This is a genomic window from Streptococcus sp. Z554 (assembly GCF_053010305.1).
The window spans coordinates 21,227-41,881 of the sequence record NZ_JBRKNV010000010.1 but is presented as its reverse complement, the minus strand read 5'-3'; the positions used below and the strand labels follow the sequence as shown (position 1 = coordinate 41,881).

Here is a 20,655-nt window from a genome sequence, read left to right as displayed (position 1 = left end):
GAACGGAAATGAAAAAGGGGAAAATTTCATCTATCATAGGACTCTTGTTTGCCAGTTCGTTTTTGATTCGGACTGTCGTCATTCATCAAATGAGAGCTTCAAAGAAACAAGAGAGTGAAAAGATTGCTGCAGTTCAGGAATTTATCAAATCTCAAGAACAGGCTGAGGCAGAAAAGCAAAAGGATACTTTTAAGGATATCCTTGGAAATGGATCAGGAGCTTCTGAACCAAGACCTAGCTATGACAAAACCATATTTGTGAATCAACAATACAATATTGGTGTTCGAGACGGAGCCTATTATCTAGTAACAATCAGTAGCAAAAAAGAACTCTTGTTAGAAGGTGTCGATGGCGCCTATTCCCTAGCTGTTAAGAATGAAGATAAAAACAAACAAGAAGTTGCCATGGTTGTTCATAAAGACGGAGCTTGGCATATTATAAATGAGGAAGGGGAAATCACGAAAACCCTTGACCGACAATATATAACAGCTCATACCAAGCTCGTGGTTAAGAACCAAACACTTGATTTTGAATAATGTGATTGGCTCATGGTTCTTTAGAAAAACAGAGATTCATAAAAACCTCCTAGATGTTTCTAGGAGGTTTTTAAAATTATAAATCTTGCATGGAAATCTTATTGAGTTCGTTGACAACTTGCAAGATAGATAGTCGACTGATATTAATCACTAGCTTGTCTTCAATGTCTTTGATATCAAAGTTAGTGATGATAGCATCGTAGTCACTGTCCATGACTTCTTCAATATTTAGAGTTTCCTTATCCCATGTTTCATACTGGATATTATTTGAAGTATGGAATTCGTAGAGAGAAATCAAGAATTGTGGATGGGCAAAGTCATACTCACTGAGGACTAGGACCTTGACTTTCTTTTTGCGCTCAAACAATTGATCTGTAAGACCCTCAGCGTGGGTAAACAGGGTGTAGATCAGATGTGAGAGAGCAGGAGTCTTGTCCTTTTGTCCCATAATGTTCTTGTATCGCATCATTTCAAAGACCGTTGCTTCATAAAATTTGGGGAAGAATTTTTTAATCTTTCCAAGCGTATAATCTTTGTTTTGTGAAATGATTGATTCAGAGTTGATTTCTCTTCTCTCAAGCAAGGCAGTGTTGTGCAAGTTCCAAATCAAGGTATCCGTATTTGAAAATTGAACGCCAAATCTACGAGTCAAGTTATCCAGAATGTCTCGAGCAGCATGGTAGGAACGATCAACTTGTTCGTAAGACTGACGAGCAGCTAGGAAATCTTCAACTGTAAAGAAAAGACCAGGCTCCGCAAAGGGACTGAAAATCTGATTGATGGTTTCAGGAGTGATTTCAATGTTCAGTCCTTGAGCCAATTCTTGTAACTGATGCTGAAAATCAGGCAGTTGGTCATAGATAGGGCTCAACCAGGAAGTGGTTTGTTTTGGAAAGCGAACAAAATATCCTCTCTTCATTCGATGCATATCGACAGTTGCCTGTGTTCGGATTTGGTAGAGGTTCTGATATTTTGCAGGGAATTTTGCTAAATTGATAAAGAAGGAAACAAAGCTATCAACGTCTGCTTCTTTGAATTCTGTGAAAGGCCACTCTAAAAAGCTATAAGCTTCATGGAAATATTGGGAGAAGAAAAAACGAATATCTTTTTCATCTCCAATAATAGAGATTGGGGTTACCTTGAGCTTAAAGCGGTAGGTCCCATCGAGAATCTTATTGATGTCCGCAACCTTCTTACGCAGAGAAGGAAGAGAGATATCCAAAGATTCTGAAAGGTGTTCATAGGTGAAGGGGTTGTCCAAGAGGAAGAAGACTTTTAAAATTTGGAAATAATCAGATGTTTGTAAAAAATATTGGTAGATGCGCTCGATACCATTATTTTTCGTATTCACCATCATTATCCCCGCAGTTGAGTGTCGAATATCAAAATCAGGAAAGATTTCACGTAATTCTTTGATATCACTCTTGATGATGCGAGCATTGTATCCAATGGTTTTAGATAAATCATCTAGGTAAATCCAATCAGGATTTTCGAACAAATACTCTAAAATCTTTAGTTGTCTCTGTTCTTTTTGAGTGAGCAGTTCTCTCATTTTTAATAAACTCCCGAAATGCTGTTAGAATGATTAGAAAAGAAGATGATTGAAAATTGTCAGAACTCATGTATAAAAGAAAGTCACCCCTTGAGAGATTTGAAATCTATCAAGGGGTGATACTTGATAAGAAGTTCTGACGAGTCTTCAATCTATTTACGATATAAACGATCGTATTGGTAGTATGGGTCAAAGGTTACGTTAATTCCCAATTTACGGAGAACGTTCTTGTCTTCATCCGTTAAGATAATCGTAGAATGAGCTTCGCTTCCTTTGAGATTTCCGAGTTCTTTCATAGCGCGATCTGCATCTGGATTCTGCATGGCTGTGATTGCGAGAGCAATCAGAATCTCGTTAGAATGAAGTCGAGGGTTACGACTGCCCAAGTGATTGATTTTCAAACCTTGGATTGGTTTCACCACTTCTGGTTCAATCAAATTTATTTCTTTATCAATGTTGGCTGACATCTTGATAGCATTGATCAAAGCAGCAGCTGTTGGACCAAAGAGTTCTGAGTTCTTCCCAGTGACGATTTCACCAGAAGGTAACTCAAGAGCGAGAGCAGGTCCGTCGGTTTCTTCAGCTTTTTGTCGAGCAGCTACAGCTACCTTGCGGTCTGCAGGAGTAATACCAAGGTCATTCATGAGAAGTTCAATTTTCTTGACCGCTGACTCAGCAACTTTTTCAGCTTTAAAATCGAGGACTGTTTGGTAGTAGCGACGAATAATTTCTTGTTTTGATGCTTCAACTGCAGCTTCGTTATCAGTGATTGCAAAACCAACCATATTTACACCCATATCAGTTGGAGATGCATAAGGAGATTCACCCAAGATACGTTCGAGCATACGCTTGAGGACAGGGAAAATCTCGATATCACGATTATAGTTGACGGTAGTTTCTCCGTAAGTTTGGAGATGGAATGGGTCAATCATATTGACATCATCAAGGTCTGCAGTAGCAGCCTCATAAGCCAAATTGACCGGATGGTGGAGAGGTAGATTCCATACTGGGAAGGTTTCAAACTTAGCATAACCAGATTTGATACCGTTTAGCTGGTCGTGGTACATGTTAGACATACAAGTTGCCAACTTACCTGAACCAGGACCAGGAGCAGTCACGACAATTAAATTGCGACTAGTTTTGATATAGTCGTTTTTCCCCATACCTTCAGGTGAGATGATATGGTCCATATCTGTCGGATAACCCTTGATTGGGTAGTGGAGATAAGAGTCAATCCCATTTTTTTCTAATTGGTTACGGAAGGTATCTGCAGCAGGTTGACCAGCGTATTGCGTGATCACAACAGAACCAACAAAAATACCAAGTTCGTTGAATTTATCGATTAGACGAAGAACTTCTTGGTCGTAAGAAATACCCAAGTCACCACGAGCTTTTGAGTGCTCGATATTGCTAGCGTTAATGGCAATCACAACCTCAACTTGTTCTTTCAACTCTTGCAAGAGCTTGATTTTGTTATCTGGCTCATATCCAGGAAGGACACGGGCAGCGTGGAAGTCTTCCAGCATCTTGCCTCCGAACTCCAAGTAAAGCTTGCCGTCAAACTGGTTAATGCGCTCCAAAATATGGTCGCGTTGTAAATTTAGATATTTTTCAGAACTAAAAGCTTGTTTTTTCATTTTTTTACCTCTATTTTCTATTATATAAAAAAAATAGAAGATAAGAAACTAGAGAGTCACAAAAGTCAGAAAAAAGATAAAGCAAACGCTTGCATAAAATGATGAAAAGCGCTATCATAGACTATAGATTATTAAAATAATGAGGTAAGAAGATGCAAGAAAAATGGTGGCACAATGCCGTAGTCTATCAAGTTTATCCTAAAAGTTTTAAGGATAGTAATGGAGATGGGATTGGCGATTTACCTGGAATTACTAGCAAGTTAGATTATCTAGCCAAGCTTGGAATCACAGCCATTTGGCTTTCACCAGTTTATGATAGCCCGATGGATGACAATGGTTACGATATTGCCAATTATCAAGACATTGCTTCTATCTTTGGAACCATGGAAGACATGGACGAGCTGATCGCTGAAGCTAAAAAAAGAGATATCCGAATCATTATGGATTTGGTTGTCAATCATACATCCGATGAGCATGCTTGGTTTATCGAGGCGCGTGAAAATCCTCAAAGTCCTGAACGTGACTACTATATCTGGAGAGACCAGCCCAACGATTTGCCGTCGGCTTTCAGTGGTTCTGCCTGGCAATATGACGAAAAGGCTGGTCAATATTACCTACACTTTTTCAGTAAGAAACAACCAGACCTCAATTGGGAAAACGAAGAGCTCCGTCATAAAATCTATGAAATGATGAATTTCTGGATTGATAAAGGGATTGGTGGATTCCGTATGGACGTTATTGACATGATTGGGAAGATTCCTGACCAGAAGATTGTCAACAATGGTCCTATGCTGCACCCTTATCTCAAGGAGATGAACAAGGTGACCTTTGGTGATAAAGATTTGTTAACAGTTGGGGAGACATGGGGAGCGACACCAGAAATCGCAAAACTCTATTCAGATCCAAAAGGACAAGAACTGTCTATGGTCTTCCAGTTTGAACATATCTGTCTTCAGTATCAGGAAGGACAACCTAAGTGGCACTACCAAAAAGAGCTAAATGTTGGGAAATTAAAAGAGATTTTCAACAAATGGCAGACAGAATTAGGAGTTGAGGATGGCTGGAATTCCCTCTTCTGGAACAACCATGACCTCCCTCGAATCGTCTCTATCTGGGGAAACGACCAAGAATACCGTGAAAAATCCGCCAAAGCGTATGCAATCTTGCTTCACTTGATGAGAGGGACTCCCTATATCTATCAAGGTGAAGAAATCGGTATGACCAATTTCCCATTTGAAAGCTTGGAACAAGTAGAAGATATTGAGTCGCTCAACTATGCCAAAGAAGCGCTAGAACAAGGTGTTTCAATGGAAACAATCATGGATAGCATTCGTGTGATTGGACGTGACAATGCGCGTACTCCAATGCAGTGGGATACTACAGACTACGCTGGATTTTCAAGCGCGACACCATGGTTAGGAGTCAATCCAAACTATGCGAAGATTAATGTAGAAGAGGCTTTAGCAAATCCAGATTCCATCTTCTATACTTATCAAAAATTAGTTCAGATTCGCAAGGAAAACAGCTGGCTGGTTCAAGCTGACTTTGAATTATTAGAAACAGCTGAGAAGGTCTTTGCTTATATTCGCAAGGACGGGGAACGCCGTTTCCTAGTAGTAGCTAACCTCTCAAATCAAGAACAAGAATTTTACTTTAATGGGGTTCTCAAATCAGTCTTGGTTGCTAACACCGAGGTTCAAGAAAAACTCGAGCAACTAACACTAGCTCCTTGGGATGCGTTCTGTGTCGAATTAGCCAATTAAACCTAAAAACTCAAGTATCTAAGATACTTGAGTTTTTTCTAAAATAAGTGTAGAAATTTCTTTAAAATATATTTTTTTGAATTTTCAAAAAAATTCCATGAAAACCCTTGCTTTTATAAAAAAATAGGGTATAATGGTGAAAAATAGTATTTTAAAGGAGAATACCGATGAAATCGAAAAAGTTGCTCGTAGTAGCAGGGATAACGATGAGTGCAGCTCTTCTTTTAACAGCTTGTGGAAAGACAGAGAAAAAAGCAGACGCTCCTACAACATTTTCATATGTTTATGCCATTGATCCATCAACGTTGGACTATAGCGTTACTAGTAAAAGTTCAACATCTGACGTCATCGCTAACTTGGTCGACGGACTCTTGGAAAATGACAAATACGGGAACTTGATTCCATCTCTTGCTGAAGATTGGTCAGTTTCACAGGATGGTTTGACCTATACCTACAAGCTACGTAAAGGTGTCAAATGGTATACTTCTGAAGGTGAGGAGTACGCCGAGGTCAAGGCTCAAGACTTTGTGACTGGTTTGAAGCATGCTGCCGATGGTAAGTCAGATGGTCTAACACTTATCCAAGACTCTATCAAAGGTTTGGCAGAGTACGTTAGCGGTGAAAACAATGACTTCTCAACAGTTGGAGTCAAAGCTATTGACGACTACACTGTTCAATATACCTTGAATCAACCAGAAAGCTTCTGGAATTCTAAGGTAACAACAGCGACTATGCTTCCAGTCAATGAAGAGTTCTTAAATTCTCAAGGTAAAGATTATGGTGCAGCTACACCTTCAGGGATTCTCTATAATGGACCATATATTTTGAAGAACTTCACTTCAAAATCAGTGATCGAGTACGAAAAAAATCCAAATTATTGGGATAAAGACAATGTTAAGATTGACCACATCAAACTTACTTTCTACGATGGTTCTGACCAAGAATCATTGATTCGTAGCTTTACATCAGGGGCTTATACAACAGCTCGCCTCTTCCCAACAAGCTCAAACTTTGATTCAACCAAGCAAGAATACGGGGATAAGATTGTCTATAGCCCGCAAGAAGCGACTAGCTATTACTTTACCTTCAACGTAAATCGTCAGTCTTACAATAAAACAGCCAAGACAGACGAAGCGCAAAAGACTTCTACAAAAGAAGCGCTTCTCAATAAAAACTTCCGCCAGGCAATCAACTTTGCTCTTGACCGTCATTCTTACTCTGCTCAGATGAATGGTGAAGAAGGAGCGGACAAGATTATCCGTACCAGCCTTGTACCTTACGACTATGTTCAGGTCGGTGAAAAGACCTTCGGAGAAATGGCCCAAGAGCAACTGGTAACATACGGAGACCAGTGGAAAGATGTAGCTTTGACAGATGGTAAAGATACCCTTTACAATCCAACAAAAGCAAAAGCTGCCTTTGAAAAAGCCAAGTCAGAATTGCAAGCCAAGGGTGTAACCTTCCCAATCCATTTGGATATTCCAGTTGAACAGACAGATGTCATTGCTGTTCAACAAACCAACTCCCTCAAACAATCTGTCGAAGCAGCGCTTGGAACTGAAAATGTCGTCATCGATGTACTTCAAATGACTGATAATGAGAAAATGAGTATTACTTCTCAAGCCAAGGTTCCTTCTCAAAAAGACTATGACTTGAATGGAACTGGTTGGGGACCAGACTATCAAGATCCAGCTACCTATCTCAATATCCTAGATGCTAAGAAGGGTTCTGCCCTTAAACATTTGGGTATCACAAAAGGTAAAGATCCAGAAGTCATGGCTCAAGTAGGACTTGATGAATACAAGAAACTCTTGGACGATGCAGCATCTGAAACGAGCGATCTGAACAAACGTTATGAAAAATATGCCAAAGCACAAGCTTGGGTATCTGATAGCTCACTCCTCATCCCTGTAGCGTCTTCAGGTGGTTCTCCGACCGTGAGTCGTACAGTGCCATTTACAAAAGCCTACTCTCAGGTTGGTATCAAGGGTGATCCATTTGTGTTCAAAGGTTTAGAGTTACAAAATGATATTGTAACCACCAAAGAATACGAAGAAGCTCTCAAGAAATGGCAAAAAGAGAAAATTGAAACAAATGCCAAGTACCAAAAAGAGTTAGCCAACCACGTTAAATAATCTGTAACAATACTGAAAGAAATCCAGTTTTTATGCGGGATTTCTTTCTTTTTTTCATCTGGGTAACGGATTGCGAAAAAATTAAATAACTTTACTTTTAGGACAAAATTTGATAAAATAAACTTATGTCATAAAACCTAACATATAAGGAGAAAATGAATCATGAAACTCAAAAAACGACTGATTGGAGCGGGGTTGACGCTAGCCGCAGCGGTCTTGTTGGCAGCATGCGGGAAGTCAGCATCAGATGCTAAAACCTACTCGTCAACATTTGGTGCCGACCCAACCACCTTCAACTACCTTTTGGATTATTCTGGTGACAATACGAATGTTTTTACCAACTTGGTAGATGGTTTGCTTGAAAATGACAATTATGGAAATCTCATTCCTGCTCTTGCGGAAGATTGGAGTGTTTCAAAGGATGGATTGACTTACACTTATAAACTTCGTCAAGATGCTAAATGGTTCACGGCTGATGGGGAAGAATACGCCCCAATTAAAGCACAGGATTTCGTCACAGGTATCAAGTATGCAGCTGATAACAAGAGTCAAGCTCTTGATTTGATTCAGAGTTCAATCAAGGGTTTAGATGACTATGTGACAGGCGCAAATACTGACTTTTCAAATGTTGGTGTTAAAGCTGTAGATGATTACACTGTTCAATATACTTTGACACGTCCAGAACCATTCTGGAACTCTAAAACAACCAATAGCATTCTCTTCCCGGTTAATGAAGAGTTCTTGACTTCTAAAGGTAAAGAATTCGGGGAATTAAAACCAGATAGTATCCTCTATAGTGGTCCTTATTTGTTAAAAGAATTTACATCTAAATCATCACTTGAGTACATGAAGAACCCTCATTACTACGACCAAGAAAAAGTGACAATTGAAAGAGTTAAGTTGGCTTATGTTGATGGTTCAGACCAAGATATGACGATTCGTAACTTCGAAAGCGGAGCTTACTCATCTGCAGGTGTATATCCAAATAGCTCAAACTTTGCTAAGACAAAGGAAAAATACAAGGACAACATCGTTTATAGCTTGCAGGATGCGACTTCTTGGTACTATAACTTTAATGTAAATCGTCAAAACTATAACCATACAGCTAAAACTAGCGATGAGCAAAAACAAGCTACCCAAGCTGCAATCTTAAATAAAAACTTCCGTCAAGCCATCAACTTTGCAATTGACCGTACAGCATACTCGGCCCAATCAAACGGAGAAGAAGCAGCCAAAAACACTCTTCGTAACACACTTGTACCACCAACTTTCGTGCAAGTTGGTGACAAGACTTTTGGTGAGACAGTTTCATCTAAGTTGGTAAACTATGGTACACAGTGGACAAATATGAATCTTGAAGACGCCCAAGATGGTTACTTCAATAAAGAGAAAGCGCAAGCTCAGTTCGCAGAGGCTAAAAAAGAATTAGAAGCACAAGGTGTGACTTTCCCGATTCATTTGGATTTGCCAGTGGATCAGGTTAATAAAACCCTCCTTCCTAAGATTCATTCGCTTAAACAATCAGTCGAATCAACTCTTGGAGCTGAAAATGTAGTGATTGATGTCGTTCAAATTTCAACAGAAGACTATGCCAATGCAACTTTCCAAGCGCCAACCACAGCTGATCATGACTATGATTTGAACTTGGATGGTTGGTCTGCAGACTACCAAGATCCATCAACTTACCTCAATCCTTTCAATGCTGAGGATGGCTTCTATCTCAAAATCTTAGGACTTGATCCGAGCAAGGATACTGATAAGATTACAAGTCTTGGATTGGACCAGTATACTCAAAAATTAAAAGCGGCAGATGCAGAAAATACAGACGTTGCCAAACGTTATGAAAACTATGCAGACGCGCAAGCCTGGTTGATTGATAGTTCGCTATTGCTTCCTGTGAATTCAAATGGCGGTGGGGCATCGGTGACACGCGTGGTACCTTTCACACGTGCATACTCACTTGTCGGAATCAAAGGAACTGGAAGCAACTATAAGTATATGAGATTGCAAACAGAAGTGGTAACAACCGCTCAATTTGACGAAGCCAAAGCTAAATGGGAACAAGAACGTAAAAATTCAGTCGAAAAGAGTCAAAAAGAATTCGAAAGTCACGTTAAATAAAAAAATAGAGCTTTTAAAAACTCTATTTTTTATTTTAATTGTATTTTAAAAACATAAAACAGAACAAAAGTGATAATAAATATACACTAACTAAAAACATTTTTTAAAACAAGCGCTTGCATGACGGATGTAGATAGCTTTTAAAGTTACTTTGTGATATAATTAAATTAAAATGTTTTGAAGAGGTATTCCATGAAAGGTAGACGCATAAAAAAAAAGAAATCTGGCAAATTTCAGCAAAGTTTAAATGTAGGTTTATTACTAATCTATGTTGTTCTTGCTTCTTTTTTATTGTTTTTGATTTTTAAATATCAGATTTTAGCAGTCAGTTATCTTAATATTATCTTAGCGGTCGTTTTAGTGCTCGTAGCTTTATTATCCCTGCTTTTTGTAGTCAAGCGAAAAGCTAAGGTTTTTACCCTGATAATTCTGTTGGTCTCAATCTTATTTAGTTCTGTAGCATTAGTAGCTGTCAATCGGTTTGTTGGACTTGCCAATCAATTCAATGCAACGTCAAATTATTCAAGCTACTCTATGAGTGTGGCAGTACTTGCAGATAGTGAGATCGATAACGTTTCTCAACTTTCTAGTGTAACTGCTCCAACAGCTTCAGATGCCGAGAATATTCAAAAATTGATAGATGACATTAAAACAACTCAAAGCAAGGAATTGACAGTTGAGGAAGCTTCTTCTTACCTAGCAGCCTATAAGAGTTTGTTAGATGGAGAAACCAAAGCGATTGTCTTGAACGGTGTTTTTGAAAATCTGATTGAGCAGGAATATCCTGACCACGCTAAGAAGATCAAGAAAATCTATACCAAAGACTTGACCAAGAAAGTGGAGGCGCCTAAGGTAGCTACAGGAAATTCTTTCAACGTCTACATCAGCGGGATTGATACCTATGGTCCTATCAGTTCTGTTTCGCGCTCAGATGTCAATATCATCATGACAGTGAATCAAGATACTAAAAAGATTCTCTTGACGACCACTCCTCGAGATGCCTATGTCCCTATTGCAGATGGTGGAAACAACCAAAACGATAAGTTGACGCATGCGGGTATCTATGGAGTAGATGCTTCTATCCATACCTTAGAAAATCTTTATGGTATCGACTTGAACTATTATGCCCGTCTCAATTTCACTTCTTTCTTGAAGTTGATTGACCTTCTCGGAGGTGTGGATGTCTATAACGACCAAGAGTTCACATCGCGTCACGGGCAATACCATTTCCCAGTTGGCAATGTTCATTTAGATTCTGAGCAAGCTTTGGGATTTGTGCGTGAACGTTATTCACTTGCGGATGGTGATGGTGATCGCGGTCGTAACCAACAAAAAGTCATTGCGGCTATTATCCAGAAATTAACCTCGGCAGAATCACTAAAAAACTATGATAGCATTATTCAAAGCTTGCAGGATTCGATTCAGACCAATATGCCACCAGAAACAATGGTAAGTCTTGTCAATACTCAATTGGCAAGCGGAGGAAAATATACAGTAACCAATCAAGATCTGAAAGGGACTGGTCGTATGGGTCTTCCGTCTTACGCTATGCCAGATAGTACCCTTTACATGTTAGAGATCGACCCAACAAGCTTGGAAGCTGCTAAAAAGGCTATTAAAGATACCATGGAAGGAAAATAAGATGATTGATATTCATTCACATATTGTTTTCGATGTTGACGATGGACCTAAAAATAAAGCTGAGAGCAAGGCTCTCCTTGAGGAAGCTTACGCACAAGGTGTTCGAACCATTGTTTCGACCTCTCATCGTAGAAAAGGGATGTTTGAAACACCAGAAGACAAAATTGCGTCTAATTTTAGCGAAGTGAAACAGTTGGCTCAAGAAATTGCGCCAGATTTGAATATCGTTTACGGGGCTGAGATTTATTTTTCAAGTGATGTTTTAGAAAAACTTGAACAGGGTATCCTACCAAAACTCAATGGAAGTCGTTATGCTTTGATTGAGTTTAGTATGAATACGCCCTACAGAGATATTCATAGCGCTTTGACCAAAGTTCTCATGTTAGGGATTACACCTGTGGTTGCTCATATTGAGCGCTACCACACCTTGGAAAACGATGAGAAAAAAGTAAGAGAACTCATCAATATGGGCTGCTATATGCAGATTAATAGTTCGAGTGTATTAAAACCACGACTATTTGGTGACACCTACAAGTTTATGAAAAAGCGTGCTAGATACTTCTTGGACAAAGATCTAGTACATGTAGTGGCTAGCGATATGCACAATTTGGATAATCGCCCGCCCTATATGAGAGAAGCTTATGAACTCATTGCTAAAAAATACGGAGCAGGAAAAGCTCGTGAACTGTTTGAAACAAACCCGTCAAACATTATAAATGACCAACTAATTTAGGAGAAATGATGAAAGAACAAGATAAATTTGAAATTGATGTATTTCAATTGGTAAAAGTGCTTTGGAAAAGAAAATTCCTCATCGTCTTAACTGCAATAATAGCAGGTCTAGTAGCTTTTGCCTATAGCTCGTTTGTGATCAAACCTCAGTACACCAGTACTACCCGCATCTACGTTGTCAATCGTAACCAAGCAGATAAGCCTGGCTTGACCAACCAAGACTTGCAGGCAGGTGCTTACCTGGTAAAAGACTACCGTGAAATCATCCTTTCACAGGATGTTCTTGAAAAAGTGGTGGCTGATCAAAACTTAACGATGGATGCGAAAACTCTTGGGAAAAAAGTTTCCGTAACAGTCCCTGCAGATACGCGTATCGTATCCATCTCAGTTCGAGATGATAAGCCTGAGGAAGCGAGTCGTATCGCCAATGCGCTCAGAGAAGTAGCTGCTCAGAAAATCATTTCTGTAACACGAGTGTCGGATGTAACCACGCTTGAGGAAGCAAGACCCGCAACATCACCATCTTCTCCAAATGTTCGTCGCAACACAATCTTGGGTGTAGCTGTAGGAGCTAGTGCTGTGATTCTATTGGCTCTATTGGTTGAACTATTGGATGACCGAGTGAAGCGTCCAGAAGATATCGAAGAAGTGATGCACATCTCGCTTTTAGGTGTTATTCCAAATCTTGAGAAATTAAAGTAAAGAGGGAAATATGGCAAAGTTAGAATTATCAGAACAACGATTAAACTCTGTAAAAAAAGCTGAAGAGTATTATAACGCTCTACGGACCAATATCCAGTTGAGTGGGGATGGTCTCAAAGTGATTGCACTTTCTTCGGTTCGACCTGGAGAAGGGAAGTCTACCACTTCAACCAATATTGCCTGGGCTTTTGCGCGTGCAGGTTATAAGACGCTCCTTATCGATGCCGATATTCGTAATTCAGTCATGTCAGGTGTCTTCAAATCTCGAGAAAAAATTACAGGTCTGACAGACTACTTATCAGGAACCAAAGATCTATCTCATGGTTTGTGTGAAACAAACGTAGAAAACTTGTTTGTTATTCAATCAGGAGCTGTTTCACCAAACCCGACTGCCCTTCTTCAAAGTGAAAAATTTGAAGCAATGATTGAAACTTTACGCAAATACTTTGACTATATCATTGTGGATACAGCGCCTATCGGAGTTGTTATTGATGCGGCGATTATCGTACAAAAATGCGACGCTTCTATCTTGGTGGCTGAAGCTTCTGCAACAAAACGGAGAGAAGTTCAAAAAGCGAAAGACCAGCTAGAACAAACAGGGACACCATTCTTAGGAGTTATTTTGAATAAATTTAATATTCAGCTTGAAAAATATGGTTCTTACGGGTCATATGGGAACTACGGTTCCTACGGAAAGAAATAAGTAGGAAATAAGGGAGAAAAAAATGGAAGGAAGGGGTTTCTATAACGTAACTCTAGCGTTTTTACAGAGTATACTAGTCAGTATATTGGCTTATATACTAATCTCTGTATCTGAAACAGAAATTGTTGCAAAAACAGTTTTTGTTCTGTATTTTCTTCATTTTGCAGCCTTCTATATCAGTGGCTACGGTAAGGATTTTTTTAAACGTAGTCAATCCGCTGAATTGATAGAAATAGTAAAATACATCATATTTTTTGCTTTGTTGATTAGTTTTTCTAGTTTTTTTCTAAAAGATCAATTTGTGATTTCTAGAAGGGGTATGATTTACTTCCTGTCTTTGTACGGAATATTTAATTATCTCCTGAGTTTTGTGATCAAAAAATATTGGGTCCATTTTAATCATAATTTAAAGGGGAGCCGTAAAATCATTTTGATTACAGCGACATCTAGAATTGAGAAAGTGATAGACCGCTTGTTGACTGCAAGTGATGTTGGCGGAAAACTTGTTGCTGTAAGTGTACTAGATAAACCGGATTTTAAACACAGTAAAGTAACGGTTATTCCTCGAGAAAATCTCATTAATTATGCAACTCATGAGGTAGTAGACGAAGTCTTTGTAAACCTACCTAGTGAGGATTATGATATCGGTAGCATTATTTCACAATTTGAAACGATGGGAATTGATGTTACTGTTAATTTAAATGCCTTTGATAAAAATTTAGGTAGAAATAAACAAATTCATGAGATGGCTGGTTTAAATGTAGTAACTTTTTCTACAAACTTATATAAACCGAGCCATATTATTGCAAAACGAATCATTGATATTTTAGGGGCAATTGTTGGGCTAATTCTTTGTGGACTAGTAAGTATAGTCCTTGTTCCAATGATTCGAAAAGATGGTGGACCAGCAATTTTTTCTCAAACCCGAATAGGAAAAAATGGTCGTCATTTCACTTTTTATAAATTCCGTTCTATGCGAGTAGATGCGGAAGAAATCAAGCAGCAATTGATGGACCAAAATACCATGCAGGGTGGTATGTTTAAGATGGACAATGACCCTCGCGTTACAAAAATTGGACATTTTATTCGAAAGACAAGTTTGGATGAACTGCCCCAATTTTGGAATGTGTTGATTGGTGATATGAGCCTAGTTGGAACTCGACCTCCAACAGTGGACGAATACGAAAAATACACACCTGAACAAAAACGTCGTTTGAGCTTCAAACCAGGGATTACTGGTTTGTGGCAAATTAGTGGTCGTAGTGAAATTACCAACTTTGATGATGTAGTCAAACTAGATGTAGCTTATATCGATGATTGGACAATTTGGAAAGACTTCGAAATTTTATTAAAAACAATAAAAGTAGTGCTGATGAGAGATGGAGCGAAATAGACTGGTATTTCTGCTCTAAAATAGGAGTAATATGAAAAAAATAGTCTATATCGTGGGATCAAAAGGAATCCCAGCAAAGTACGGGGGTTTTGAAACCTTTGTTGAGAAGTTAACAGAGTGCCAACAAGACCAAGAGATTCAATACTATGTAGCTTGTATGCGGGAGAATTCTGCAAAATCAGGGATTACCGCAGATACTTTCGAGCATAATGGAGCAATCTGCTATAACATTGATGTTCCCAATATCGGTCCTGCGCGTGCGATTGCTTATGATATCGCAGCTCTTAATAAGGCCATTGAAATTGCTAAAGCCAATAATGATCAAGCACCGATTTTCTATGTTTTGGCTTGCCGTATTGGACCTTTTATCTCAGGAATCAAGAAGAAAATCAAAGCTATTGGTGGCACTCTTATGGTAAATCCAGATGGTCATGAATGGCTTCGTGCAAAATGGAGTCTTCCTGTTCGTAAATACTGGAAGATTTCGGAACAACTTATGGTGAAGCATGCAGACCTTCTGATTTGTGATAGTAAAAACATTGAGTCTTATATTCAAAAAGATTATGACAAGTATAGTCCAAAAACAACATATATTGCTTACGGAACTGATACAACCAAATCTAAATTGACTAATGTTGATGAGAAAGTACGTTCATGGTACTTTGAAAAAGGTGTTAATGAAAATAACTATTACCTTGTTGTTGGACGTTTTGTACCTGAAAATAACTACGAGGCCATGATTCGTGGTTTTATGCGGTCAAACTCTCAGAAAGATTTTGTCCTTATTACCAATGTGGAACAAAACAAGTTCTATGAACAGTTGCGTAAAGATACTGGATTTGATCAGGATCCTCGAGTGAAATTTGTGGGGACTGTCTATGATCAAGAATTGCTCAAATACATTCGCGAGAATGCCTTTGCTTATTTCCATGGTCATGAGGTAGGCGGGACCAATCCGTCCCTTCTTGAGGCGCTCGAGTCTACTAAACTCAACCTCTTGTTAGATGTTGGCTTTAACCGTGAAGTCGGTGAAGAGGGGGCACTCTATTGGAAGAAAGACCAATTGGCAAGCGTTATTGATCAGGCTGAACAATTGGATGCTCAAACTATCGAAGACTTCAATCAAAAATCAAGTAAACGTATCTCTGAAGCCTTTACTTGGGAAAAGATTGTTACAGACTACGAAAAAGTATTTAAAGGATAGAAATGCAGAAAATTTTATATCTCCATGCTGGTGCCGAAATGTATGGCGCTGACAAGGTTTTGTTGGAGCTTATTAAAGGATTGGATCAAGATGCTTTTGAGACACATGTTATCTTACCCAATGATGGTGTCTTAGTCAGTGCATTGGAAGAGGTTGGTGCTAAGGTTAAAGTCATTGATTACCCAATCTTACGTCGTAAATATTTTAATCCTAAGGGAATTCTTGAGTATTTTGGTTCCTATAATCGTTATTCAAAACAAATTGCTCAATATGCTAAAGAAAATGGGATTACCCTTGTTCACAACAACACGACAGCGGTTCTTGAAGGAATTTACCTCAAGCGGAAGTTGAAACTTCCTTTGATTTGGCATGTGCACGAGATTATCGTCAAACCGAAAGCCATTTCAGATTTCATCAACTTTTTGATGGGGCGCTATGCGGATACGATTGTGACAGTTTCAAATGCTGTAGCCAACCACGTGAAGCAGTCTCGTTATGTGAAAGACGATCAGGTTCAAGTAATCTATAATGGGGTCGACAATGCCGTCTATCATGAAATCGATGCTAGCTCTGTCCGTGACCAATTTGGGATCGCACAAGATGCGCTTGTTATCGGTATGGTTGGACGAGTGAATGCATGGAAAGGGCAAGGGGACTTCCTAGAGGCTGTTACTCCGATCTTACAGGCCAATCCAAAAGCAGTAGCCTTTTTAGCAGGTAGTGCATTTGAGGGAGAAGAGTGGCGCGTGGATGAGCTGGAAAAAGCTATTTCAGACTCACCAGTAGCTGGACAAATCAAGCGAATTGACTATTATAGCAAGACGACAGAACTCTATAATATGTTTGATATCTTTGTCTTGCCAAGTACCAATCCAGATCCATTACCAACAGTCGTCCTCGAAGCCATGGCCTGTGGAAAACCTGTAGTAGGTTATCGTCATGGCGGTGTCTGTGAAATGGTCAAGGAAGGTGAAAACGGCCTTCTCGCCACACCAAATCAGCCTGCAGAATTGTCGAAGGCTATTCAAGAATTGGCTGACAATACCGAGAAGAGAGAGCAATTTGGTAAGGCATCTGTCCGACGTCAAAAAGAACTCTTCTCATTACAAAGTTATATTCGGAATTTTTCGGAGTTGTATAGGAAATACTAAAAAATAAAATTGGTTGAAAAATAGAACTATTTCCTGTCTGCTTTAAAGAATTACCATTATTATTAAATGTTGTAAAGTCAGTAAAACAGATTATGAAAATACAGACTAAAATAAAAGTTCAGGTGAAAAATATATGAAACCACTTTTAACTGTCGTTATTCCAGTTTATAATGTCGAAAAGTATTTAAGCCGTTGTCTTGAGAGCATCCTGATTCAAGAGTGGAAAAACTATGAAATCATACTGGTTGATGATGGAAGTACGGATCGTTCTCCTCAAATTTGTGATGATTATGTTAAAATGTATGACTTTATCTCAGTTATTCATAAGGAAAATGGTGGACTTTCAGAAGCTCGAAATACGGGTATTTCTCAGGCTAAAGGAGAATATGTTTATTTTCCTGATTCCGATGATTGGATTGAACCAGATACCTTTATGGCCTTGGCAGAAGCGCTAGAATCTCAAAAATTTGATATTATTTCTTTTAATCGTGAGTTTGTCAAGGGTGAAGAAGATGTGATCATTTCGGATCCAGTAGAGACTCAAGTCTTTGACGGGAAGGATGCTTTTGTGCAAATGCTGAAGCATAGTTATATTACTGGTTTCGCTAATGACAAAGTCTATCGGAAATCCTTATTCACTGATCATAACGTTCAGTTTCCAATTGGTAAATACTATGAGGATCTTGGAACCAATTACAAGCTTTTTCTTTCAGCAAAGAAGGTTTATGCGACAAATCAGAAGTACTATCACTACTTAATCGATAACCCGGATTCCATTACACAGTCTTGGAATGAGAAGAAGTTTAGAGATATGTTTGGGTTCTACAAAGAAGTTTTTTATTCTGATTTTGTTCGTTCTCAATTGAACCAAGAGGAGTTACACATCTCACAGCTTTATTATGTAAATGGTTTAACGCACATACTGGCTAGTTTATATAAAGCTAAACTGCATAAAAATTATGATGAGATTACAAGTGAAGTAAAACAGGAATTAGACAAAAATAAAATGACATGTAGTGAAGCAAAGTCTATTCCAAATAGAATCAAATATTTGTTGTACCGTTTGCATTTATTAAAGCTGGCTTTCGCTATACAAGGGATGAAGTGAGAGAAATTTAGGGGATTATCTTGAAGTATTCAGTCATTGTACTGGTATACAATGTAGAGAATTATCTCCCTCGTTGTATCGATAGTCTACTTGCTCAAAACTATGCGGATTTGGAAATTTTGTTGATTGATAATGGCTCCAATGATCAGAGTGGTCAAATCTGTGAGAATTATGCAGCTCAGTTTTCTAATATTACAGTCTATCATATTCCAAATAAGGGGGTCGGTTCAGCCCGTAACTTTGGCTTATCCAAAGCGAAAGGCGAGTTTATCTGTTTTGTGGATGCGGATGACTATCTTGTGGGAAATCTATTTTCAGATGCGGAAAGTCAATTAGATTCACAATTAGACTTATTGGTGTTTAGTTACTATAATTCGATTGAAAAGAACTTATCAGAAATAAATCGACCGGCTAAAATACTTCCTACTGAAGGGAAAAAAGACAAGGGTGAGTTTATTGCGCTTTTTCAAGAATTATGGTTAACAGACATGATGTATACTGTCTGGAATAAAATTTACCGTAAAGAATTTCTGGAGGAACATCAAATTGTTTTTGAATCCTATGAATTGGGAGAAGATGTTCGTTTCAATTTGAATGTTTATCAGCATGTCAATGCAGTTTTCTTGGTGAAATCTGGTTATTATGTCTATGTTTCAGGAAGAGTAGATTCTGCGATGGGACAGTATAATCCTAATCGGATGAACTATCAACTGGAAGAATTAGAGAAAATTGACCAGCTGATGTCAAGATGGGGCATTCATGATGAACAATTTGTTGATCAAATAAAATCTCGTATTCTAATGAGTAATATTCAAAATATTTCAGCTCAAAAAACACCTCTTCCTCTGAAACGACAATATGTTGAAGAATTGTGTGAAAACAAAGAGATGGTTATTTTGGCAAAAAATACTCCTTTTATCAATCTTATTGTTAGATTCTTACTTAATTATAGAATGTATCGTACAGTGCTTTTTCTTAAAAAAATACAGATTTTAATCAAATGAGTATGTTCAATTGTTTGATATTTGATAATAGAGAGTTGTAAAGTTTTAAATATTTTTAATTTAATGACTGAAAGGGTTGGATGACTATTGTGATAAGCAATCGTATTATTTCAGAAAAAATTTACTTAATTACCTTATTTATATGGGTTGTTGTCGCGTCATTAGTCACAACTACTTATTTTATTAGATTAGAAGGCTTTCTATCATTGTATAGAATCCTCCTCTATTTCACAATTGCTATGATTTTGATAAAAGAGTTGATGAACTTTCCGAAAACGCTATATTACTTTAGATTTCATTGGCAACAATTACTAATAGTAACGGGACTTTTTATTGCAATGTTTATAGTTGCAAAAAATCGTGATGGATTGTTAGATATAAGTGTGTTGCTTCTTGTTTTTTCCGCTAGGGATATTGATTTTAGGAAATTATTAGGAACTTTTTCTGTGGCGACATTCCTGGTGCTTTGTTTGACAATTTATGCCAGTCAACAAGGTATTATTGCAAATATGTTTATGAAAGCAGATAGTGGCTACCGTTTTAGTCTAGGATTTAACTATGTATCATTTGCATCACAGAGACTCTTCTTTGCCTTGTGTACTTATCTGATGTTTCGGGGGAAAAGAATTTCGTACCTTGAATTGTTGGCCTTACTCTTGGCTACGATTTTTATGTACCAACAAACTTCGACATCTAGTCCATTTTACTTAAGTATTTTGATACTAACCTATGCCTTGTTGAGTATTAAAATCTTTAAAAAAGAGTTTATCATTGGAAATTTCTTGTCAAAGGCACTTGCGCAGTACGGTTTTATTGTAGCTTTAGCGGTTATCTTGTATTTTTGTTTTTATTCATCTGACAATTTATTTCACTTAGTTGATCAATTTACGCATAATCGCTTGCGTCTCAGTGTGGATGGTTTCCGAAATTTTGGTGTATCTTGGTTAGGGCAACCAATTTCCTTTACAACTCTTGATATGTTTGGAAATTTCACTAGTAATTACAATTATATTGATAGCTCTTTTGTTCAATTATTGGTTATTGATGGCTTGATTGTCAGTGCCTTCATGTTGTTTGCTCTTACTAAAGTTATGAAATATTTCATAACCATTCAAAAAGATATCGTACTGGCTTGCCTAGGAATTATGATTATCCATGGAATGTTCGATCCTCAGATGTTGGTTCTTCGCTACTCTCCATTAATTTTGTTCATCAGTCGATTGTTTATTATGAATCCAGATAACAAAATTGAATAAAAAGAGTTAAGTCCAGT

General features: G+C 38.1%; 16 protein-coding genes. 14 read left to right on the top strand and 2 right to left on the bottom strand.

Going from position 1 to position 20,655, the window contains the following annotated elements:
• The first annotated feature begins 8 nt into the window (after positions 1-8).
• Complete coding sequence (locus ACVC7R_RS08075) at positions 9-536, top strand: hypothetical protein (RefSeq protein WP_447264278.1); 528 nt, start codon at positions 9-11, stop codon at positions 534-536.
• A gap of 76 nt (positions 537-612) precedes the next feature.
• Here ACVC7R_RS08075 and ACVC7R_RS08070 read toward each other — a convergent pair whose 3' ends face one another.
• On the bottom strand, positions 613-2,088 hold the full coding sequence (locus ACVC7R_RS08070; protein WP_447264277.1) for a M protein trans-acting positive regulator PRD domain-containing protein: 1,476 nt from the start codon (positions 2,086-2,088) through the stop codon (positions 613-615).
• 152 nt (positions 2,089-2,240) lie between these two features.
• Positions 2,241-3,725, bottom strand: a complete 1,485-nt coding sequence (locus ACVC7R_RS08065) for a DUF1846 domain-containing protein (RefSeq protein ID WP_447264276.1) — start codon at positions 3,723-3,725, stop codon at positions 2,241-2,243.
• A 152-nt stretch (positions 3,726-3,877) separates the two neighbouring features.
• Between ACVC7R_RS08065 and ACVC7R_RS08060 the strand changes: the two genes are divergently transcribed.
• The 13 genes from ACVC7R_RS08060 (at position 3,878) to ACVC7R_RS08000 (ending at position 20,638) form a co-directional block, all read left to right on the top strand.
• Positions 3,878-5,488, top strand: coding sequence for a glycoside hydrolase family 13 protein (locus ACVC7R_RS08060; RefSeq protein WP_447264275.1), 1,611 nt, complete (start codon positions 3,878-3,880; stop codon positions 5,486-5,488).
• 167 nt (positions 5,489-5,655) lie between these two features.
• Positions 5,656-7,623, top strand: coding sequence for a peptide ABC transporter substrate-binding protein (locus tag ACVC7R_RS08055; RefSeq protein ID WP_447264274.1), 1,968 nt, complete (start codon positions 5,656-5,658; stop codon positions 7,621-7,623).
• A 162-nt stretch (positions 7,624-7,785) separates the two neighbouring features.
• On the top strand, positions 7,786-9,744 hold the full coding sequence (locus tag ACVC7R_RS08050) for a peptide ABC transporter substrate-binding protein (protein WP_447264273.1): 1,959 nt from the start codon (positions 7,786-7,788) through the stop codon (positions 9,742-9,744).
• 192 nt (positions 9,745-9,936) lie between these two features.
• On the top strand, positions 9,937-11,385 hold the full coding sequence (cpsA, locus tag ACVC7R_RS08045; protein ID WP_447264272.1) for an LCP family glycopolymer transferase CpsA: 1,449 nt from the start codon (positions 9,937-9,939) through the stop codon (positions 11,383-11,385).
• A 1-nt stretch (position 11,386) separates the two neighbouring features.
• Positions 11,387-12,118: a capsular polysaccharide biosynthesis protein Cps4B gene (gene cps4B / locus ACVC7R_RS08040; protein ID WP_447264271.1), complete on the top strand. Its 732-nt coding sequence runs from the start codon at positions 11,387-11,389 to the stop codon at positions 12,116-12,118.
• Positions 12,119-12,126: 8 nt separating this feature from the next.
• Positions 12,127-12,819, top strand: coding sequence for a CspC family polysaccharide chain length determinant protein (locus tag ACVC7R_RS08035; RefSeq protein WP_447264270.1), 693 nt, complete (start codon positions 12,127-12,129; stop codon positions 12,817-12,819).
• A 10-nt stretch (positions 12,820-12,829) separates the two neighbouring features.
• Positions 12,830-13,522, top strand: coding sequence for a tyrosine-protein kinase (locus tag ACVC7R_RS08030; RefSeq protein WP_447264269.1), 693 nt, complete (start codon positions 12,830-12,832; stop codon positions 13,520-13,522).
• Positions 13,523-13,544: 22 nt separating this feature from the next.
• Positions 13,545-14,915, top strand: coding sequence for a sugar transferase (locus ACVC7R_RS08025; RefSeq protein WP_447264268.1), 1,371 nt, complete (start codon positions 13,545-13,547; stop codon positions 14,913-14,915).
• 31 nt (positions 14,916-14,946) lie between these two features.
• Positions 14,947-16,119, top strand: a complete 1,173-nt coding sequence (gene cps2T, locus ACVC7R_RS08020; protein ID WP_447264267.1) for a beta 1-4 rhamnosyltransferase Cps2T — start codon at positions 14,947-14,949, stop codon at positions 16,117-16,119.
• A 2-nt stretch (positions 16,120-16,121) separates the two neighbouring features.
• Positions 16,122-17,270, top strand: a complete 1,149-nt coding sequence (locus ACVC7R_RS08015; RefSeq protein ID WP_447264266.1) for a glycosyltransferase family 4 protein — start codon at positions 16,122-16,124, stop codon at positions 17,268-17,270.
• A gap of 133 nt (positions 17,271-17,403) precedes the next feature.
• Entirely contained in the window at positions 17,404-18,378 is a 975-nt protein-coding gene (locus ACVC7R_RS08010; protein ID WP_447264265.1) for a glycosyltransferase, read from the top strand.
• Positions 18,379-18,398: 20 nt separating this feature from the next.
• Positions 18,399-19,382 (top strand): glycosyltransferase family 2 protein, encoded by a 984-nt coding sequence (locus ACVC7R_RS08005; RefSeq protein ID WP_447264264.1) that lies wholly within the window; start codon positions 18,399-18,401, stop codon positions 19,380-19,382.
• Positions 19,383-19,462: 80 nt separating this feature from the next.
• The gene (locus ACVC7R_RS08000) at positions 19,463-20,638 is read left to right on the top strand and encodes a polymerase (protein ID WP_447264263.1); all 1,176 of its coding nucleotides are present in this window, start codon (positions 19,463-19,465) and stop codon (positions 20,636-20,638) included.
• Positions 20,639-20,655: the final 17 nt, after the last annotated feature.